This is a genomic window from Parashewanella hymeniacidonis (assembly GCF_016900895.1).
Classification (GTDB): domain Bacteria; phylum Pseudomonadota; class Gammaproteobacteria; order Enterobacterales; family Shewanellaceae; genus Parashewanella; species Parashewanella hymeniacidonis.
On the sequence record NZ_JAFEUN010000032.1, the window covers coordinates 20,496 to 39,339 of the forward strand.

An 18,844-nucleotide genomic window follows, 5' to 3' on the forward strand; every position below is an offset into this window, starting at 1 on the left:
AAAATGCTAAGTAATAAATTAATTATACAAATACTGAGATCTATATATTGTTTAATTTCAAAACTGTTACCTGTGAATAAAAAAAATATAATTTACTTTTCGTTCCCTGATGTAAGCGATAATGCATATCACTTATTTAAATATCATAATAAAACATTAAGTGATTATAATTTAATTTGGTTAGTTAATGATACTGAACATTCTATGGAAAGGTTGAAGTCACGTAACCAATACGCTGAATTTAACACTGTTAAAGTTGTAAAAAAAAATTCATTTTATGGTATGTATCTATTTCTTCGTACTCCAGTTGTTTTCTATACACATGGGACATACAGTTTCGTGATGCGCACAAAAAAACGCAAACTAATTAATTTGTGGCACGGAATGCCATTAAAAAAAATTGGTTATATGGATGATGGTCTGACCCATAGAGTAGATGAACCGGATTTTATACTGACTACTTCTAAGTTTTATTCTGAAATTATGATGAAAAGTTTTAACATTAATCAAAAACAAGTACTTGAATTTGGCTCCCCTAGGAATGATGTTTTTTTTCAAGAAAAGTATGATTCTCGAATAGTAAAATACTTTAATCTAAAAAAGTCTGATTCCATATATTTTTGGCTTCCAACTTATAGGACTTCTAATGTTGGGGATATAAGAGCAGATTCTGATTCGTTATCATTTGTTGATGACTTGTCTTTTAGTTTTTCTGAGTTGAATGAAATATTAGTGCAAAAAAAAGTTTATATTATAGTTAAACCACATCCAATGGACGCTTTCGATTATTCTAATATAAGTGTAATTGAACAGCTCTCAAACATAAAATTCATTTGTTCAAGTGTGTGGGAGGCCAATCATTTTGACTTACATGAAGAGCTTAGTGCGGCATCAGGTATTTTGACTGACATATCATCAATACTAATTGATTTAATAGGCACAAATTTAAATGTTGGTGTGATATGTAATCAAAGTAATTATTCTCGGGGGTTTAATTCTGATTATAGCAATTTAATTGATAATTTAAATGTTAACAAGCTATCCTCATTGGAGTGTTTTTTTAATCTTAAAAGAAATTTTTCAATAAATGATATTGCAGAAACTACAAACTTAAAAAACATCAATTTGGTTGGTAGTTCGTGTAAGCTTATAACTTCAGAGTTCCTCTAAATGTATACTACGTTCACTAAAGTTTTTTTGTTAATTTCCATTGCACTTATCTTTTCTTCATTATTAACAAATGTAACTCCTTTGGTTAAGTATTTGAAATATACAGGTGTTATTTTTGGGCTATTTTATATCGGCCACTGTGTAAAAACTAATTCAATATATATATCCAAAAAAGATGGTTTGTCTATTTCATTTTTTATCTTGTCTATTGTTGGGTTTATAAGTTATTTTGTTAATGATTTGTATGATACGAATTATGTTTTTCTTGATGTTTTTATTTTAACTACTATCTCTTTGGTTTTTTACTCTCTCAATGAACATGAGTTAAATGTAAAATATATATTTTATATATTTGTTATTATTTCTTTGCTTTGGTTTTTTCAGCAAATAAATATATACGGATTATCTAGTTTTGATTTTAATTTTTTCTCCAATATTCTTTTTAGTTCGAACTCTTCACTGAAGTACAGTGTGATATCATATTCTTTTGGTTTGTTCTTTATTTATTTCTTGTATTTGAATGATAAAGTCAATTTAATTATTTCAATGTCTGGTTTATTGCTTACATCCAAACGTGCTAGTTTAATCGCATTGTTTTGCATCTTGGTTATATTTTTTATTTTCAAGATGCAGTATTTTAGGATTATTAAAGTATTATTGACGCATACATTTGTTTACAGTGTTGTGAGTGTTTGGATTATTTTCTCTTTATTAATTGCGTCTGATGGTTTTGACGATTTTATATTTAGTAATTTCGGGGTTAGTGCTGATTTATTGACAATGGGTAGGCATACTTTGTACAAAAGTGGTCTTTCTATGATTTCTGATGGTATACCAGTGGTGAACTTTTATTTTGCTAGTACTTACTCAGTTTTAACTCAGCTACTTGATTCTACAATATATTCTAACAGTGAGAAAATATTACTTCATAATGAGATGCTACGTTTATATATTGAAACTGGTGTTGTTGGTTTAATGTTTTTTTTATATTTCTATTTTTTGTTTTTAAATGATGAATATATAGACTTAAGGCGTAAGGTTTTTTTATATTCTATTTCTATGTACATGCTGATCCTTTCTTTTTTAGATAATATATTACTTTACTCTGTTTGTTGGCTGGTTTTTTCATTGGTTTACAGCAAAAAGAGTTTCTATCCTAGATGATTTATGTTGAGTTTGATTTTATGAAGTTGAAAAAAATTCTTTTAGTGCACAATTATTATAAAGAGAAAGGCGGTGAAGATAATGTGTATAGCAATGAGCTTTCATTATTGCAAAGCCATTCTTCATCGTTTGAAACTAGATCTTTGACTTTGATTAATGGTAATAGTCTAATACGTAATTTGAAAGGCTTACTTGGCTATATTTTTCCTTTTATATCTAGAAAGAATAACACTAAGGTAATTAAGGGTTATTGTTCACTTGACTTGATACATATTCATAACTTTCATTTTCAGTTTACACCTTCATTTTTTGAATCTTGTCAATCACTCAATGTTCCAGTAGTTCATACATTACATAACTTTCGTATTATTTGTCCAACTGCAACCCTTATGTATAATAATCGATTATGTGAAAGAAGTTTATATGGAAGTACTAGATGGGCGTTAAGTAAAAAAGTATATAGAAATTCATTTTTTCATACTTTTTTTTTATGCAGGTCGATTGAGTACTATAAAAAAAAGAAAACATGGAACAATAATGTCGATAGATATATTGCATTAACCGAATTTGCAAAAAAAAAATATATTGAAGCGGGTCTCCCTGCAGAAAAGATAACTGTAAAACCAAATTTCATTGAAGATCCACATGATGGAATTCAGCAACTCAATCACCGAAGAAAACATGGTTTATTTGTTGGACGGCTAAGTGAAGAAAAGGGTATTGATGTCCTACTAAAAGCATGGGAAAAAGTAGATTATCCTTTAATTATTGTTGGAGGTGGCCCCTTAGAATCACTTGTTAAGCAAGCTGCTGAATCGACACCTAATATCCATTATTTAGGGTTTCAAAATAAAGAAAAAATTTACCCTCTATTACAAGATGCTGACTTTCTAATTATGGCATCAACTTGGTATGAAGGATTCCCTATGGTTTTGCTTGAAGCTTTTGCAAATGGAACTCCAGCACTTGTATCGAACATTGGCGGTATGGCAGAAGTGGTTGACAATGAAAGATTAGGGTTACATTTTCAAGTGGGTGATCACCACGATCTTGCAAAAAAAGCTAACTTTCTAATTGCAAATAGTAATATAGTTAACGAATACGGTGAGAATGCTAGACAAGAATATCTAAAAAAATACACTCCTGAAAGAAATTTAGAATTACTTTTGGATATTTATAAAAAAACAATTTCAGATAAACACGATGGTAAACGAGTCAGTTCATAAATTTTCTTAATATTTTTAGTTTAGGTATAAAATTGTCAGTTAAAAAAGTTAATATAATTAATATGTCAGTTTGCGTGACAAGTATGCAAACTGTTTTAAACAACATAAGAGACTGGTGTAAGAATTCTGAAGGGCGATATATATGTGTGTCTAATGTACACATGTGTATGGAAGTTTTTGATTTTAAAGATTTCAGAGAAATTGTAAATAACGCAGACCTTGTTGTTCCTGATGGAAAACCTTTAGTTTGGGGACAAAAGCTATTGGGTAACTCAAAAGCACACCAAATCCGAGGTCAAGATTTAACATTTGAAACATGCAGATTGGCTGAGAAAGAAAATTTATCTGTAGGTTTTTACGGAGCAAGTCAAGAAACGCTTGATGCTATGAATATCAAGCTAACATCACATTACCCAAAGCTTAATATTGTTTATTCATATTCACCGCCTTTTCGTCAGTTGAATAAAGAAGAAAAAAAGTTACTAGTTGATAATCTTAATAATTCAGGTATCGATATTTTATTTGTTGGTTTAGGATGCCCAAAACAAGAAAAATGGATGGCTGAACATAAAAAATGTCTTAAATGTGTGATGCTAGGTGTAGGCGCTGCTTTTGACTTTATTGCTGGTAATAAAAAGCATGCTCCTAAATGGATGCAGTCAGTTGGGCTCGAATGGTTGTTTAGATTACTATGTGAGCCAACTCGTTTATGGAAAAGGTATTTAAAGCAAAATCCACGTTTTGTTTGGTACTTCATACAGCAACTTTTAGGTAAAAAGTTTAAATAACCATGAAAAAAATATTTATAGCAGGTCACAATGGAATGGTTGGTTCCGCCATTGTTCGTCAACTAAAAGATAACCCTGATTTTAAAATCGTAACTCGTACACGAAGTGAATTAGATTTAACAAATCAAAATGATGTTAAGTCTTTTTTTGAACAGGAAAAAATTGATCAAGTTTATTTGGCTGCAGCCAAGGTTGGTGGAATTCATGCCAATAACAGCTACCCTGCTGACTTTATATATCAAAACTTGATGATGGAATGCAATATTATTCATCAAGCTTTTGCGTCAGGCGTTAAAGAGCTTTTATTTTTAGGCTCAAGCTGTATTTACCCAAAGCTTGCCAACCAGCCGATCAAAGAAGCTGAATTACTTGATGGTCACTTAGAGCCTACTAATGAGCCTTATGCTATTGCTAAAATCGCAGGTATTAAGCTTTGTGAATCGTATAATCGCCAACATGGTGTTGATTACCGAAGTGTAATGCCTACGAATCTGTACGGTGAAAATGATAACTTTCATCCTGAAAATAGCCATGTGATCCCTGCTATGATGCGTCGTTTTCATGAAGCAAAACTCAATAATGATAATGAAGTTGTTGTTTGGGGCACAGGTAAACCAATGCGTGAGTTTTTGCATGTTGATGATATGGCAGCCGCCTGTGTTCATATTATGAATCTTGATTCAGAGCTTTACGCTGAACATACCTCACCTATGATGTCTCATATCAATGTGGGTACTGGTGTTGACTGCACTATTCGTGAACTCGCAGAAACCATGAAAGACGTTGTTGGTTTTAAAGGTGATCTTATATTCGACACCACAAAGCCTGACGGTACTCCACGCAAATTAATGGATGTTTCTCGCCTTGAAAACTTAGGGTGGAAGTCTTCAATCACACTAAAAGGTGGCTTAACAGATACATACCAATGGTTTTTGAATAATGCTTCAGATTTGAGAACGGTTTAGTTTTATTGGTTACTGCTTTCTTTATATCTCGTCGCTCCAGCATGCTGTAGGCTTGAGCCTAGTGACTTTTAATTTTTTAAGAACAAGAACTTTAAAGACACTGGGTTCCCTTTTGTGCAGTTAAGTACCTAAGGATAAGTTTTTTTCGTCACTCCTGCAAAGGCAGGAGTCCAGCGACTTTGATTTTATTGATGAAGACACTGAAATGAGCAAACGCCAGTTTTTTATGGCGGTCCTACCCACCTTTGCGGGTATGGCAAATCTTAAGCAACTTTTACCCAACTACTTACGATAGATAACTAGCTGAAAGCTCTGAAGTGCATACAACCTTACCTAAAAGTTAAATAACAAAAATGTTAGATATAAATACATTCAAAACAATTGTAAAAAACACACCTTTAATCTCTATTGATCTCATTATCAAAAACAAAAAAGGTGATGTGTTACTTGGTTTAAGAACAAATAGACCTGCAAAAGATTACTGGTTTGTTCCTGGTGGTAGAATCCTAAAAGATGAGTCGCTCGTTGCAGCATTTTCACGCTTAGCAAAAAATGAATTAGGAAAAAGTATTTCTATCGCTGATGCTAATTTTTTAGGAGTATATCAGCACTTTTATTCTGATAATTTTTCAGAAGATGATTTTTCAACTCATTATGTTGTTTTAGGTTATGAGCTTACGTTAGATATCGATTTATCAGATCTTCCTGAGCAACAGCATTCCGATTACCAGTTTTTAAGTGTGTCATCTCTTTTAGATAGTGATGATGTTCATCAACATACTAAAGATTATTTTTTATAAAACAAACTATGAAAAACTTAACCTGCTTTAAAGCTTACGATATCCGTGGGCGCTTACCTGATGAATTAAATACAGATATTGCATGGTGCATTGGCCGTGCAATGGCTGATTACTTAAAGCCTAACAATATTGTTGTTGGTGGTGATATTCGCTTAACTTCCTCTGAACTTAAACACGCTTTAGCTGATGGTTTACGTTCTGGTGGAACTAATGTTACTGATATTGGCTTGTGTGGCACAGAAGAAATTTACTTTGCAACCAGTTTATTAAAAGTAGATGGAGGCGTTATGGTGACAGCAAGCCATAACCCAATGGACTACAACGGCATGAAGTTGGTTCGTGAGCAATCTAAACCAATTTCTGGCGATACCGGGCTTTTAGATATCAAAAAGCTGGCAGAGCAATATTATTTTGATGGCAAACCTGAGCCTGTTGCTGACTTAGGTGAATTTAAAGAGCTAAGTACTTTAAAGCCTTACATTCAACATTTATTCGAATATGTTGATGTTGCAAACTTCAAGCCATTAAAGTTAGTCGTTAATGCAGGTAATGGTGCTGCTGGTCATGTTGTAAATGCACTAGAAACTGCTTTTACCCAACAAAATGTGCCTGTTGAGTTTGTTAAAGTGCATAACCAGCCTAATGGTAATTTCCCTAATGGCATCCCTAATCCACTGTTACCTGATAACCGTGATGATACGATTCTTGCAGTTAAGGAGCATGGTGCTGATTTTGGTATTGCGTGGGATGGTGATTTTGACCGCTGTTTTTTGTTTGATGAGAACGGTGATTTTATTGAGGGCTATTACATTGTAGGTTTATTAGCCGAAGCTTTTTTACAAAAGCACCCTGAAAGCAAGATTATTCACGATCCTCGTTTAACTTGGAATACGGTTGATATTGTTGAAAGCAATGGTGGCAACGCTGTTCAAAGTAAAACTGGTCATGCATTTATTAAAGAACGTATGCGCAGCGAAGATGCCATTTATGGTGGAGAGATGAGTGCGCATCACTATTTTAGAGATTTTGCATATTGTGATTCTGGCATGATCCCTTGGTTGTTAGTTGCTGAGTTAGTTTCTATTAAAGGTCAACCTCTTTCTGAGTTAGTTAAAGAACGCATGGCAGCCTACCCTTCACCTGGTGAAATTAATCGCACTGTTGATGATGCTGATAAAGTGATTGAGCGTGTTTTGGCTATTTACGAAAAAGATGCGGTTGGTATTGACCGCACAGATGGGATTAGCCTTAATATGGGCAATTGGCGCTTTAATTTACGTAAGTCAAATACTGAACCTGTGATTCGCTTAAATCTTGAGTCTAGAGGTGATGTTGCGTTAATGAAGCAAAAGACTGAAGAAGTTTTGGCTTTGATTGAAGGTTAAGATTTTTACGGTCTAAAGGCGCTGGGTACCCGGTTACTACATTCGGGTACGACAGGCAAAATATCAAAAGTGCTGGATACCATACAAAGGCATTCTGGTATGACGATAAGGAACGGAAATGAAAGCTTTCCTGATTTCCAATAAAGTTCAGCATATTTTGCAGTCACTCCTGCGTAGGCAGAAGCCTAGCGTCTTTGCTTTTTTCTAGAAAAGCCTCTGGATACCTTCCTTCGCAGGTATGGCAAGCAAAAAATTAAAGGCACTGGACACTCGACTAAAACATTCGAGTGTGACAGAAAAAATGCGTAAGCACTTAAACGCCTCTTGCGTACCAAGTGCAATAAATTCCTATCTCTACTCTTTCTTAAATTTAAATAAACGAGAACAACTATGAACATGAAAGGTGTATTGCACTCTCATTCTGGTGCAATTTCATTAATGCAACGGACGCTAGATTTGTGTTTTATTGTCTTAGCCTTATTAATTAGTAAGGTTCTTTGGTCTTCTCCATGGATTATTAATGACTCCTTAATTTTAATGGGAGCATTGTTATTATTTCTACTCATTGCTGAAGCGGGCTCTCTTTATATATCTTGGCGCGGTTTATCACTGTATCAACAAATCAAAAAAGTAGCGCTTTATTGGGGCTTATCAGCTGGCATTGTATTGTTAGTTTCAGATTATTTTGAAGTCCATTATGGTGAGTTACAAATCGAAGAAATTCATTGGTTTTCTATCACTTTATTATTTTTAATTTCCTACCGAGTCGCTTTAAACTTTGGCTTAAAGTCACTACGTTCAAAAGGTATGAACACTAGAACTGTAGTGATTGCTGGGGCTGGTCATTTAGGTAGCAGACTTCATCAACAATTTTCAAAAGATAACTCTCTAGGTTTTAAATTTTTAGGTTTTTATGATGATGGGCAATCTGGAGGCAGAACCGATAATCAAACCATTATTGGCGATTTAGAAAGGCTTGTTGTTGATTGTAAAGCAGGCGGCATTGATCGCGTCTATTTAACACTACCAATGCGAGCCGAAAGCCGCATTAAATGGCTGGTGAAAGAGTTATCAGATACCACTGTTTCACTTTATATCGTGCCTGATGTTTTTACTTTTGAACTATTGCATGCAAGAACAGATACCTTGAATGGTATCCCTACTATCAGTATTTATGACTCACCTCTAGATGGTGCCAACGCCATAGTAAAACGTATCGAGGATATTGTGCTTTCATCGATAATTCTTGTACTAATTTCACCTGTTTTATTAGCTGTTGCAGCCGCTGTTAAATTTACTTCTCCAGGGCCAATTATTTTTAAACAAAAACGTTATGGTATTGATGGGAAATCAATTGAAGTTTATAAATTTCGCTCAATGTCTGTGATGGAAAATAGCGATAAAGTTATTCAGGCAACTAAAAATGACGCTCGTTTAACACCTGTAGGTGCTTTTATACGTAAAACGAGTCTTGATGAGTTGCCACAGTTTGTTAACGCCTTGCAAGGCAGGATGTCAATTGTTGGTCCTCGTCCTCATGCCGTTGCACACAATGAAGAATACCGTAAGTTAGTCGATGGGTATATGCTACGCCATAAAGTTAAACCCGGGATCACGGGCTGGGCTCAAGTAAATGGCTGGCGTGGCGAGACTGATACACTAGATAAAATGGAAAAGCGTGTAGAGTACGATTTAAATTACATTCGTAATTGGTCACTTGGTTTTGACTTAAAAATTATTTTTGGCACCATTTTTAAAGGCTTTATCAATAAGAATGCTTATTGATGTGAGGGTTGCTATTATTGAGGCGTTCAAAAGGCGCTGGGTGATCGACATACACAGCTGCAGTTACTTCGTTTCGCGACTAAAGCGTTCGAGTATGACGAGCAAAAACATGATAGAAAGTTAACAGGAAAAATATGAAAGCAGTAATCCCTGTAGCAGGACTTGGTACAAGAATGCTACCCGCAACAAAAGCTATCCCTAAAGAGATGCTACCTTTAGTTGATAAGCCATTGATTCAGTATATCGTAAATGAGTGTGTAGCCGCAGGTGTTAAACAAATTGTGCTGGTCACACATGCCAGTAAAAATGCCATTGAAAATCATTTTGACAAACAGTATGAACTTGAATCGACCCTAGAGAACCGTGTTAAGCGCCAGTTACTTGAGGAAGTTCAGTCTATTTGCCCTAAAGATGTAACCATTATGCACGTTCGGCAAGGCGAAGCAAAAGGTTTAGGACATGCTGTTTTATGTGCAAAGCCATGTATTGGTGATAACCCGTTTATGGTTGTGTTACCTGATGTAATTTTAGATGAATATTCTGCCAATCAAACTTCAGAAAACTTAGCGGCAATGAAAGCCCGCTATAGAGAAACCCAAGCAAGCCAGATTATGGTTGCGCCCGTGCCTAAGCAAGATGTTAATAAGTACGGCATTGCAGATTGTGACTGTGTTGAATTGACGGAGGGGCAGTCTTCTAAAATTAAGCATATGGTTGAAAAGCCTGAGATTGATAAAGCGCCGTCCAATTTAGCAGTTGTGGGGCGATATGTACTTTCACAAAACATTTGGCCTTTGCTCGAAAGAACGCCTGTAGGTGCTGGTGATGAAGTTCAACTTACTGATGCCATTGATATGCTGATTGAGCAAGAGACGGTTGAAGCCTTTCATATGTCTGGTAAGTCACATGATTGTGGTGACAAGCTTGGTTACGCTAAAGCATTTGTTGAATATACGCTCAACAATAAAAAGTTAGGCAAAGATTTTAGAGCACATTTAGAAAGTATGCTGAAATAAAATATCAAAATTTGTCATTCCCGTGAAATGGGAATGACATTGATATCTAACAATCAATTAAATCCATTTAAAACTGAATCTGGCCTGCCAAAAGTTTTTACCCAATATATCCTCACCCAAATACGCACCAACTGATACTAGGTTGTCTTGCCACGGCATTACGTATTCTGTTTCAATTTCCCAACTGTTCTTGTATTTCTTTTTCGCCGTCTCTTTTTGATTGATAAGCCTAATTTGAGTGATTAAATTATGGTTATTGTCAAAGCGGTATTGAGTTCTTAGATAATGCGACTCACCTTCTAAAGCTGTGCCCTGCTCTCTTTGCTGTTGGAGTGCCCAATGACCAAGCACGAACTTGTCATTGACAAAGCCGTCTCGATATAAATGATGCTGATACCAGCCCGATGTCCAGTAACTGTATTCGTAACCGAAAGAAACTTTGTCGTCAAATAACATTGGGAAGTGTAAGCCAAATGCTAGCACAGGGTTTCCAAACTGATAATTCTTGCTGTTACTGGTATCTTCACCTGCCAGTTCAGCAATTACACTGAAAGGAATAGGCGCATCAAAATTCATTTTTGATGTTATTGATGCAACCTGATTTCCGGCTTCTTGATCTGAGGTTAAGTCCTCTCTTGTATTATCTGCACCACCTGGGTCAACAAAGGCTTTAACAAGGGTTTTAAAGCTTACTTTTCTTTCACCGCCACCAAATTGAAATACTCGATTTACGCCTAACGTCCAGCCATCTATAGGCTCGAAACTAAAATGAAAACCCGCCAGTAAAGGTTTATTTTTATCACTCCACTGGCCATTAAATAGCACGGGTTGGCGATCTGTTTGTGCTAAAAAAAACTCATAATTTAAGTTTGTATCTAAAAAAGTGATCGGTAAGTTATTGCTTAATGTTACCGAAGGAAATGTTTTTGCATTGGTACTCATAATTTGACTGTGCCCAGTAAACGGTGAGTACCAATGGTCTCGGTAACCTACATCAAGTTGTGCCCAGTTAAAGCCTAGAGATAGCATCGAGCCTGTAGCTTGCTTATGCTGCTGTGATAACTCTGTGCCTAGGTATACTCCTAGCCAATCTGTTACTTGCCATTGCGCTCGACTGCTCAGTAAATAGCGGTTATCGGTCGTCGCCCCTCTTGCGTTGGGGATAGGGTGCGCCGTATCTCCTGAATCAAAAACCGAAACTGTGCTGTGTGTGATAGCAAATTGGCTTTTATAAGGCCTGAGTGAACGATATAAACGAAAATACAATTCTGGATAACCATGCTTAATTTTAGGTAGCGCATCTAAAATAACATTTACATTGTATGGCTTTATCACTTTTGGAATGTTAGCCACGATTGCAAGGGTTTCTATATCATTTTCTAGCAAGGGATCTGACTTTAGGGGTATATAAGGGCTAACACTAGCAGCGTGTAAAGATGAACAAGCAAGCGTTCCCAATAAAAACAAGAGTGATTTACGCATAATAAGTGATTAATTGTTTATTTTAAGTTAATTGCACAAGGATTATATAAGAAATTTGCATTAGAAACCTTGTTTAATCGATTATTGGTTTGGCTTTATTCTGTTGATTAGATTAGTTAATGCATTATTTAGGCAATTTGAATTATTTTATGTAGCATTTTTTCGTAACCATTTATCAAGCCCCTCTTGTTTTTTGTGACACAAGTCATTTGATCTAAAAAGTTACTTGAACGATCTTTTTACAATGTTTATATGTACACATGAAAAAGAAAAATTCTCCGAGAAAGACGCTCCACAACCAACTAGAAAGATGCTAATTTGTTGATTCAAGAGTTATGGCAAAAGCTTCATGAATACGAAGATAGGTTGAAGCAGTCCTCTCAAAATTCATCAACATCACCGTCATCAGATACATCTGAAACTAAGGTTGAGCGAAAAAAGTTCAAACGAAATATGGTGGGCGCTCAGCCAGGCTACACAGAGCACAAAAGACCTTTAGATGAACTGTCTGTTGATGATATCGTAATGGAGTGCAAGCCTCAGTCTTGTTGCTCTGCTTGTCATCACTCAATCAAGATAAATGAGCGACATAGACGTCGTCATCAAGTATTTGACCTACCCAAAGTATCTTTGAAGATCACCGAGTACCAAATTTTTCACGGTCACTGTAAATATTGTAATGCCACCTACTAAAGGTGAATTACCTGAAAGTGCTCCCAAAGGTCAAATAAGTAACCGTTTAACGAGTCATATCGCAGTGTTGGTAGGAAAGTATCACTTAAATGTTTCTCAACTCGACAGCTACTATATGATCTATAAGGCGTTACTTTTTCAACGTGAGCGATTTCAGAAGCACCAGGAAAAGTCAGTTCAATGCTCACTCCAACGCATCAAAGCTTGAACGCTTGAACGCTTGAACGCTTGAACGAGCATATACACAAAGCTTTGTATGTTCATTGTGATGAGGCGTCCCATTCTCGTAATTGTGAGCAAGGTACCCGATGGTGTTGGTTGATTTCATCACGAGATGCTGTATTTCAGACAGTTCGATACTTCACAAATAAAGACAACGCTAAATTTATGTTGGGTAAGTGCGAGAATAATATCGTCATCACAGATCAATATGCGGCTTACAACTTCATTAATCCCGAAAGGCATCAGCTTTGTCTGGCTCATGTATTACTTAACCTCCAACAAATGGCGGACTACACAGGCGGAGGGTTAACTTCGCAGATAGGAAAGAAATTGGTACTAACTCTTCAAGCAGTATTTCGAATTCAGCATCGATATGAGCAAAGTACGCTAACAGAAATCCAGTGGCTTAGAAGAATGCAACGCTTAAAACGTAGATTTAAAACGTTACTTGAGCAAGGCGCTGTAGCGCCGTCGGATAGATATTCTGTTCGATGCCAACACTTACTAAAATATGAAAAATGGTTGTGGGTCTTTGTGACTTACCAAGGAACCACTTACCAACAATCAAGCTGAGCGCTGCATCAGAGGTACGGTTATCATGCGTAAAAACTGCTTTGGAACCAGCTCTGATATAGGCCATAAATTCCGTTCAAAAGTTTTGTCCGTGATTGAAACCTGTAAGAAACGAGGCTTATCTTCGCTTGAAGTCATATCTGAAATTGTTACGGCTGTAACATAACGAAAACCTTATTCAGAAGTGTTCAACCTCATCAGCGATTAGTCAATACCGCTCTAGTGAATGGTTACCCCAGAACTCCTCTGATAGAAAGCAAATAATAGAGGGGATGCTGTAGGTTCAATTTTTGTAAAAATACAAACTGATCAATTCAGTCATCCCTCTCATTTGTATAACTAAAGCCAGTAGCTTATTAATTAAGATTTTACTTCTCTATTTTTAATCGCTGCGGGTCTAATTCCCCGCCCCTTGGGGCGAACTATCTTCTTTCGTGTATCTAGATGATAATACCCCGCTGCTTTCGACGGGGTTATTCATTTAATTCCGATGCTGCCTACCGCACTCTTAGTGCGATTACACGTATCATGCAGGCTATAAGCAAATACACGACTTTGTTGGCGGAGATCCTTGGATGTATAAGTGACGATATATTCTTTCATAAAGACTTCTTGTTTATCTTGAGCCCCCAGTATCAGCGCCTATAAGACAATTCATGACGCATAAAAATTATTTTTTATGAAGCAATACAAGATCACTAATCTCGCAATCGAAATACACGCAGAGTTTTTCTAAAACCGCTGTCGTTGTAACATATCCGAACTCAGGGTTTATCATTTTAGAAAGTGCGCTACGGTTCACTCCGGCCTCTTTAGCCACGTCAATCAACATAATTTTTCTTTTTTCTGCAATTTCCTTTCTCGCTATTAACTCTTTGATTTTATAAATAATCATAGTTTCATCCCAGAATTTTTTAAAAAGTTAATGTTCTATATATTTGCATTTTTAAGTATATCAGCTTTACTTACTATAAGAACTTAAGTTCTTGACTAGAACAAAGGTAGTGATTATGTCTAATCAAAGGAAGTTCAATAGCTCTGGTAAAGTAGCTAAATCATGCCATATGGTTAAGCATACAAGCTATCAACAAAAAATCTATTTTGACTTGAAAACTTTTAAGACAAAGTACACTTTGTTGATAAGTAAAATTCCTACATCACTGTTCTTTCTAGTAAAACTGATTTTCATTGTCATTTTTGAAAATTTCATCGAAACCTTGTTGTAGGAGGCAAATATGCAGCCATTAACGATTTACGCCACCAGTTATTATTTAACTCTAATAGCATCAAGTGAATTTAAAAAGAATTCGGTCAGTCATCTAGGAAAATTGAAACAACCGCTTTTTGAATCACTGACAAAAAAGTGCGAGGTTTATGCGATCGAAGGACTCACAAAGCATCAACTTCCTATTCGGTTAACTAACCTAATAATGGACTTGATACTTTCATCAAAACAAACCGACCTTAATTATGATGTTGAACAATTAGTGTTGCATGTTGAGAAATGTATAAACTCCTGCCTTTCTGGTCAACAGGAGTTAGTTGAAGAATTATGACACCTAGGCTCTAAGACGTGCGCTACGTTTTTAAAACCAATAGCTTCAAAGAAAGAATTTTCCTACAAGCATTCCAGCAATAAACAACGTCGCAACACCACCGAGTTCATACCATTTGAGATAAGTGTCTTGGCCTTCATGAGATATAGTTTTTTCACCTGCTACCTGTTCCCTTAACTTACTCGATATTAAATCTAACTCGTGAATTTGGTTCTCATATCTAGTTGAATGCTTCATCATAAGGTAACCATTCACCAGTGTAGTATTGACTAGACGCTGGTGAGGTTAAAAACATCTGGATAGGGTTTTCTTTCTGTTACGGCTGTAACAATTTCAGATATAACTTCAAGTGCCGATAACCCACGTTTCTTGCACGTTTCAACCACAGATAAAACTCTTGAACGGAACTTATCTCCTCTATCTGAGCTAGTACCAAAACAGTTTTTACGCATGATAACCGTACCTCTAATACAGCGTTCAGCTTCATTATTAGTAAGTGGCGTTCCCTTGTGAGTAACAAATACCCATAAGCCTGTTTCATGCTTGAGTAAATGTTGGCATCGACCTGAGTATCTTTCTGACGGAGTTTCAGCGCCTTTCTCTAGTAAGCTTTTAAAGCTACGTTTCAAGCGTTGCATCCTTCTTAGCCACTGAGCTTCCGTCAGTAGACTGTGTTCATATCGATGCTGAGTTCGAAAGACTGTGTTAAGGATGAGCACTAACCTCTTACCGATGAATGCGGTCAGCCCTCCACCTGAGTAATCGGCCATCTGTTGGAGATTTCGAAGCACATGAGCAAGACAAAGTTGATGCTTTTCTGGGTTGATAAAATTGTAGGCAGCATATTGATCAGTAATGACAATGTTATCCTTGCATTCGCCAAGCATAAATTTGGCGCTTTCTTTACCTCTAGAGTATCGAACGGTTTGAAATACGGCATCTTGTGATGCGATAAGCCAGCACCAACGTGTACCTTGCTCATCGTTACGGGAGTGAGAAGTCTCATCACAATGCACATGCAACGCTCTATGGATGTGAGCTTTAAGACTTTGATGTGTTGGAGTGAGCATGGCACTTACTTTTCCTTGCGCTTCCGAAATCGCTCCCGTCGAAAAGGTGATGCCATATTGGTCAAGTAATAACTGTCGAGTTTGAGATACACTTAAATGGTATTTCCCCGCTAATACAGCAATGTGGCTAATTAAACGTGCACCGATTTGGCCTTTAGGCGCATTCTCAGGTAATTCGCCTTTGTAGGTGGCATTGCAATATTCGCAGTGACCGTGGAATACCTGATATTCAGTGATTTCCAAAGGCACATTTGGTAAATCAAATACTTGATGACGTTGACTACATTGCTGGTTTATCTTTACGTGATGATGACAAGCAGAGCAGCAAGCCTGCGGCTTGCACTCAATAACTTTGTCAGTATCAGATAATTCAGCTAACGGTCTTTTGTGCCCCGTGTGGCCTGGCTGAGCGCCCACCTTATTTCGGCTACGAGGCGTTTGAGCTTTTTTCGCTCGGCCTTAGCTTCAGGTGTATCTGATGACGGTGACTTAGATGAATTTCGAGAAGACTGCTTCAGCCTATCTTCATATTCCCTAAGCTTTTGCCAAAGCTCTTGAATATAAAGGTTCGCATTAGTTACACCACCAAGGGAGTCAACAGTTGGAGGCTCACCTTCAAAATATTTTTTCTTTTTCATGTGTACATAAAAACACCAAAAAAAGATCGCACAAGTAACAATCTTAGATCAAGTGACTTGTTTCACAGAAATCAAGAGAGACTTGGTGAATGGTTACATCATAAGTTCCTCAACTTTATTTTAATAATTTACATATATCTCAAACTGTAGTTTAGCGCATAATAAACATATGAGAGTGTTCTCTAATGTCTATTATTTCAGTTTAACGCTCAGTTCAACTAACTTCTTGTCATTCGAAACTTCAAATGTACTATGTAAACCATTCTCTGCATGAAGAAAGTGTAGTCTCAGAGTGATAGTTTTATTCAAGTATATATGTTAACTAGAGTTTAGAGTAAGCGAACCCGCCTCAGCGACACAATCGTATGCTAAGGACTCTCTTTCTTAACTGTTTACTTCTTATTTTCTTAAGCTTTTAGGCTGCTTGGTTATAACTACTGCAATTTTGCCGATTTGGTGGTTCGAATTTTTTGCACTTTGGGTTCCACCAAGCTCTTACTTCAACATGCCTAAAAATATAGAGCAGACCTTTTCGTATTTGCCCTGCTGTTATCGGGTTTCCTCTACGCCAAGGTGAATGATTACACAACTGTGCTACTTTCGGATTTGAAATACAGCTCAGCAACTGAGTTAATCCAAAGCCTACCATAGTGATGTGTACCCAACGATGTAAAACCTGCCTTGTTTGTTGCCATGCTTCTTTCATTCCCCAAGCTTGTTTTAGTTCATGAAACATTGGTTCAATTGGCCAGCGTAGACCATATGCCTCAATAATTTGCTCAGCGTTAAGTGCATAGTCCGTTGATAAAATTAAACAAGGAGTTTTCCACGTTCCATCGTCGTTTTGTAGCTGACTCCAAACGGCTTTGACAAGTTGCCCATCTAACAAACGGGCTTTTAGCGTAGCGCTACGGTAGCGTACCAACTGCTTTTTTCCATATAAATACAGCTCGGCCACTTGAGCTGGTAATTTCTCGACCTTTTCAGCCGTAAATTTACTCCCGTACTTCCTCGGTCGGCCACGCTTTTTGACTAAGACCTCCTCGGGCTGCTCATAAAGGCGAGTATCATAACGAGCTTGTCCTATCACATGATATCCTCTCAAGTTCATGGCTTTGATGAACTTTCCTCTCATGTACCAGCTATCGACCAGAACCCGTACCGTATTATGCGCATTAAGTAGTGAGTGAATAGCTCGGATTAGCGTCATCCCAGCAACCAGTTTCCCTGTGTTGCCAGAGCTTGGCATCAACCTCGATAGAATCGGCAAGGAGACCGCTTTACCTGCTGCATTTTTTACAACGATTGCCAAACTCACCCAACATTGCCCTCTAACATATTTGGCGAGATTAGGTTTATTACCGTGCTGATGATGTATCTGGCTTGCGGGTGCTTGTTTCGAGGCTCTGAGTGTTAAGGTATCATCAATGGCTAAGTAGATAGCTTTTGGTTTAGTGACACGTAAGACAAGCCTTAAAAACTGACGAGCTAAGGCTAACCAAGACCATTTTCCTTGTTGTAGCCACTTGTAATAGCTTGTCCAATGTCGCTGCATATTTATGGTCAGGTAACAATCAGTGACAAAACCTGAGTGAGTTAACATAGCACCCATTAATAGCTCAATGAATGTAGCAATTGATCTTAGGGGTAGCGCTTGAGTTAGAAATGTGATCCAATGGAAGAGTTCACAAGGGATGTGGCTGCATCCTTTGTTGTTCATGGCGGTCTCCAGAAAGTTGTTTTTCTCTCTGAAGGCCGCTCACTAAATGCCTTTAAAATACAAAAGTCATTTAGTGAGCGGCAACGCAATTTGAGATGCATTGTCAAACATTTTTTGTTTCTTTTTTACCCGCTGAAACTCTAAACTCTAGTATGTTAAATGAATACATTTTATTAAAGATTTATTTAGACACCAAATGGTCACATTCTGGTCACCACAAAATAGTTTAACTAATTGAAATTTCGTTGATGCAGTGAAAGCAGCTCAAAAGGATTCGTTTATAACTGACTGGATTTAAAAACAAAAAAGCCTCATCAAATGATGAGGCTTTTTTGTTTAATATTGGCGGAGCGGACGGGACTCGAACCCGCGACCCCCGGCGTGACAGGCCGGTATTCTAACCAACTGAACTACCGCTCCAACTCTTTCTGTTTAGGTGTTAACACTAAACAAATTTGGCGTCTGGCAATGACCTACTCTCACATGGGGAGACCCCACACTACCATCGGCGATGCTGCGTTTCACTACTGAGTTCGGGATGGATTCAGGTGGTTCCACAGCTCTATTGTCACCAGACAAAATTCTGCTCTT

The 18,844-nt window shown here is 37.0% G+C and carries 15 protein-coding genes, 1 tRNA gene, 1 rRNA gene and 1 pseudogene; 11 read left to right on the forward strand and 7 right to left on the reverse strand.

Going from position 1 to position 18,844, the window contains the following annotated elements; all coding sequences use genetic code 11:
• Positions 1-3: 3 nt before the first annotated feature.
• The 9 genes from JQC92_RS08325 to galU all read left to right on the forward strand — a co-directional run bounded on the left by JQC92_RS08325 (position 4) and on the right by galU (position 10,299).
• Positions 4-1,170: a CDP-glycerol glycerophosphotransferase family protein gene (locus JQC92_RS08325; RefSeq protein ID WP_239480475.1), complete on the forward strand. Its 1,167-nt coding sequence runs from the start codon at positions 4-6 to the stop codon at positions 1,168-1,170.
• A 93-nt stretch (positions 1,171-1,263) separates the two neighbouring features.
• Positions 1,264-2,334 (forward strand): O-antigen ligase family protein, encoded by a 1,071-nt coding sequence (locus JQC92_RS08330; protein ID WP_204999214.1) that lies wholly within the window; start codon positions 1,264-1,266, stop codon positions 2,332-2,334.
• Positions 2,335-2,354: 20 nt separating this feature from the next.
• A complete protein-coding gene (locus JQC92_RS08335) occupies positions 2,355-3,560 on the forward strand; it encodes a glycosyltransferase family 4 protein (protein WP_204999215.1) in 1,206 nt (401 codons plus the stop codon).
• A 167-nt stretch (positions 3,561-3,727) separates the two neighbouring features.
• A complete protein-coding gene (locus tag JQC92_RS08340) occupies positions 3,728-4,348 on the forward strand; it encodes a WecB/TagA/CpsF family glycosyltransferase (protein WP_204999216.1) in 621 nt (206 codons plus the stop codon).
• A 2-nt stretch (positions 4,349-4,350) separates the two neighbouring features.
• On the forward strand, positions 4,351-5,313 hold the full coding sequence (gene fcl, locus JQC92_RS08345) for a GDP-L-fucose synthase (protein ID WP_239480476.1): 963 nt from the start codon (positions 4,351-4,353) through the stop codon (positions 5,311-5,313).
• A 353-nt stretch (positions 5,314-5,666) separates the two neighbouring features.
• Positions 5,667-6,113, forward strand: a complete 447-nt coding sequence (locus JQC92_RS08350) for a GDP-mannose mannosyl hydrolase (protein ID WP_204999217.1) — start codon at positions 5,667-5,669, stop codon at positions 6,111-6,113.
• 8 nt (positions 6,114-6,121) lie between these two features.
• Positions 6,122-7,498, forward strand: coding sequence for a phosphohexomutase domain-containing protein (locus JQC92_RS08355; protein WP_204999218.1), 1,377 nt, complete (start codon positions 6,122-6,124; stop codon positions 7,496-7,498).
• Between the two features lie 390 nt (positions 7,499-7,888).
• Positions 7,889-9,283, forward strand: coding sequence for an undecaprenyl-phosphate glucose phosphotransferase (locus JQC92_RS08360; RefSeq protein ID WP_204999219.1), 1,395 nt, complete (start codon positions 7,889-7,891; stop codon positions 9,281-9,283).
• A 134-nt stretch (positions 9,284-9,417) separates the two neighbouring features.
• The gene (gene galU, locus JQC92_RS08365; protein WP_204999220.1) at positions 9,418-10,299 is read left to right on the forward strand and encodes a UTP--glucose-1-phosphate uridylyltransferase GalU; all 882 of its coding nucleotides are present in this window, start codon (positions 9,418-9,420) and stop codon (positions 10,297-10,299) included.
• A 57-nt stretch (positions 10,300-10,356) separates the two neighbouring features.
• Here the strand turns inward: galU and JQC92_RS08370 are convergent, their stop codons facing one another.
• On the reverse strand, positions 10,357-11,781 hold the full coding sequence (locus JQC92_RS08370) for a capsule assembly Wzi family protein (RefSeq protein WP_204999221.1): 1,425 nt from the start codon (positions 11,779-11,781) through the stop codon (positions 10,357-10,359).
• Positions 11,782-12,090: 309 nt separating this feature from the next.
• On the opposite strand from JQC92_RS08370, the pseudogene tnpC (JQC92_RS08375) reads away from it, so the two are divergent.
• Positions 12,091-13,435, forward strand: a pseudogene (gene tnpC / locus JQC92_RS08375) (IS66 family transposase); the annotation flags it as partial.
• Between the two features lie 504 nt (positions 13,436-13,939).
• Here tnpC (JQC92_RS08375) and JQC92_RS08380 read toward each other — a convergent pair.
• Positions 13,940-14,164 carry a helix-turn-helix domain-containing protein gene (locus tag JQC92_RS08380; RefSeq protein ID WP_204999222.1) on the reverse strand — a complete coding sequence of 75 codons (225 nt, stop codon included), beginning with the start codon at positions 14,162-14,164 and terminating at the stop codon, positions 13,940-13,942.
• Between the two features lie 340 nt (positions 14,165-14,504).
• Here JQC92_RS08380 and JQC92_RS08385 point away from each other — a divergent pair, with 340 nt between their 5' ends.
• A complete protein-coding gene (locus tag JQC92_RS08385; protein ID WP_204999223.1) occupies positions 14,505-14,825 on the forward strand; it encodes a hypothetical protein in 321 nt (106 codons plus the stop codon).
• A 45-nt stretch (positions 14,826-14,870) separates the two neighbouring features.
• Here the strand turns inward: JQC92_RS08385 and JQC92_RS08390 are convergent, their stop codons facing one another.
• The 5 genes from JQC92_RS08390 to rrf all read right to left on the reverse strand — a co-directional run bounded on the left by JQC92_RS08390 (position 14,871) and on the right by rrf (position 18,829).
• Complete coding sequence (locus JQC92_RS08390; protein ID WP_204999224.1) at positions 14,871-15,062, reverse strand: hypothetical protein; 192 nt, start codon at positions 15,060-15,062, stop codon at positions 14,871-14,873.
• Between the two features lie 32 nt (positions 15,063-15,094).
• Positions 15,095-16,533 (reverse strand): IS66 family transposase gene (tnpC, locus tag JQC92_RS08395; protein WP_420851306.1). Its coding sequence is split into 2 segments (ribosomal slippage): positions 15,095-16,335 and positions 16,335-16,533, totalling 1,440 coding nucleotides; the frame shifts between segments, so codons are not numbered across the junction.
• A 415-nt stretch (positions 16,534-16,948) separates the two neighbouring features.
• Positions 16,949-18,253, reverse strand: a complete 1,305-nt coding sequence (locus JQC92_RS08400; RefSeq protein ID WP_204999226.1) for an IS701 family transposase — start codon at positions 18,251-18,253, stop codon at positions 16,949-16,951.
• A gap of 343 nt (positions 18,254-18,596) precedes the next feature.
• Positions 18,597-18,673: transfer RNA gene (locus JQC92_RS08405), tRNA-Asp, on the reverse strand.
• Positions 18,674-18,713: 40 nt separating this feature from the next.
• Positions 18,714-18,829 (reverse strand): 5S ribosomal RNA (gene rrf, locus JQC92_RS08410).
• Positions 18,830-18,844: the final 15 nt, after the last annotated feature.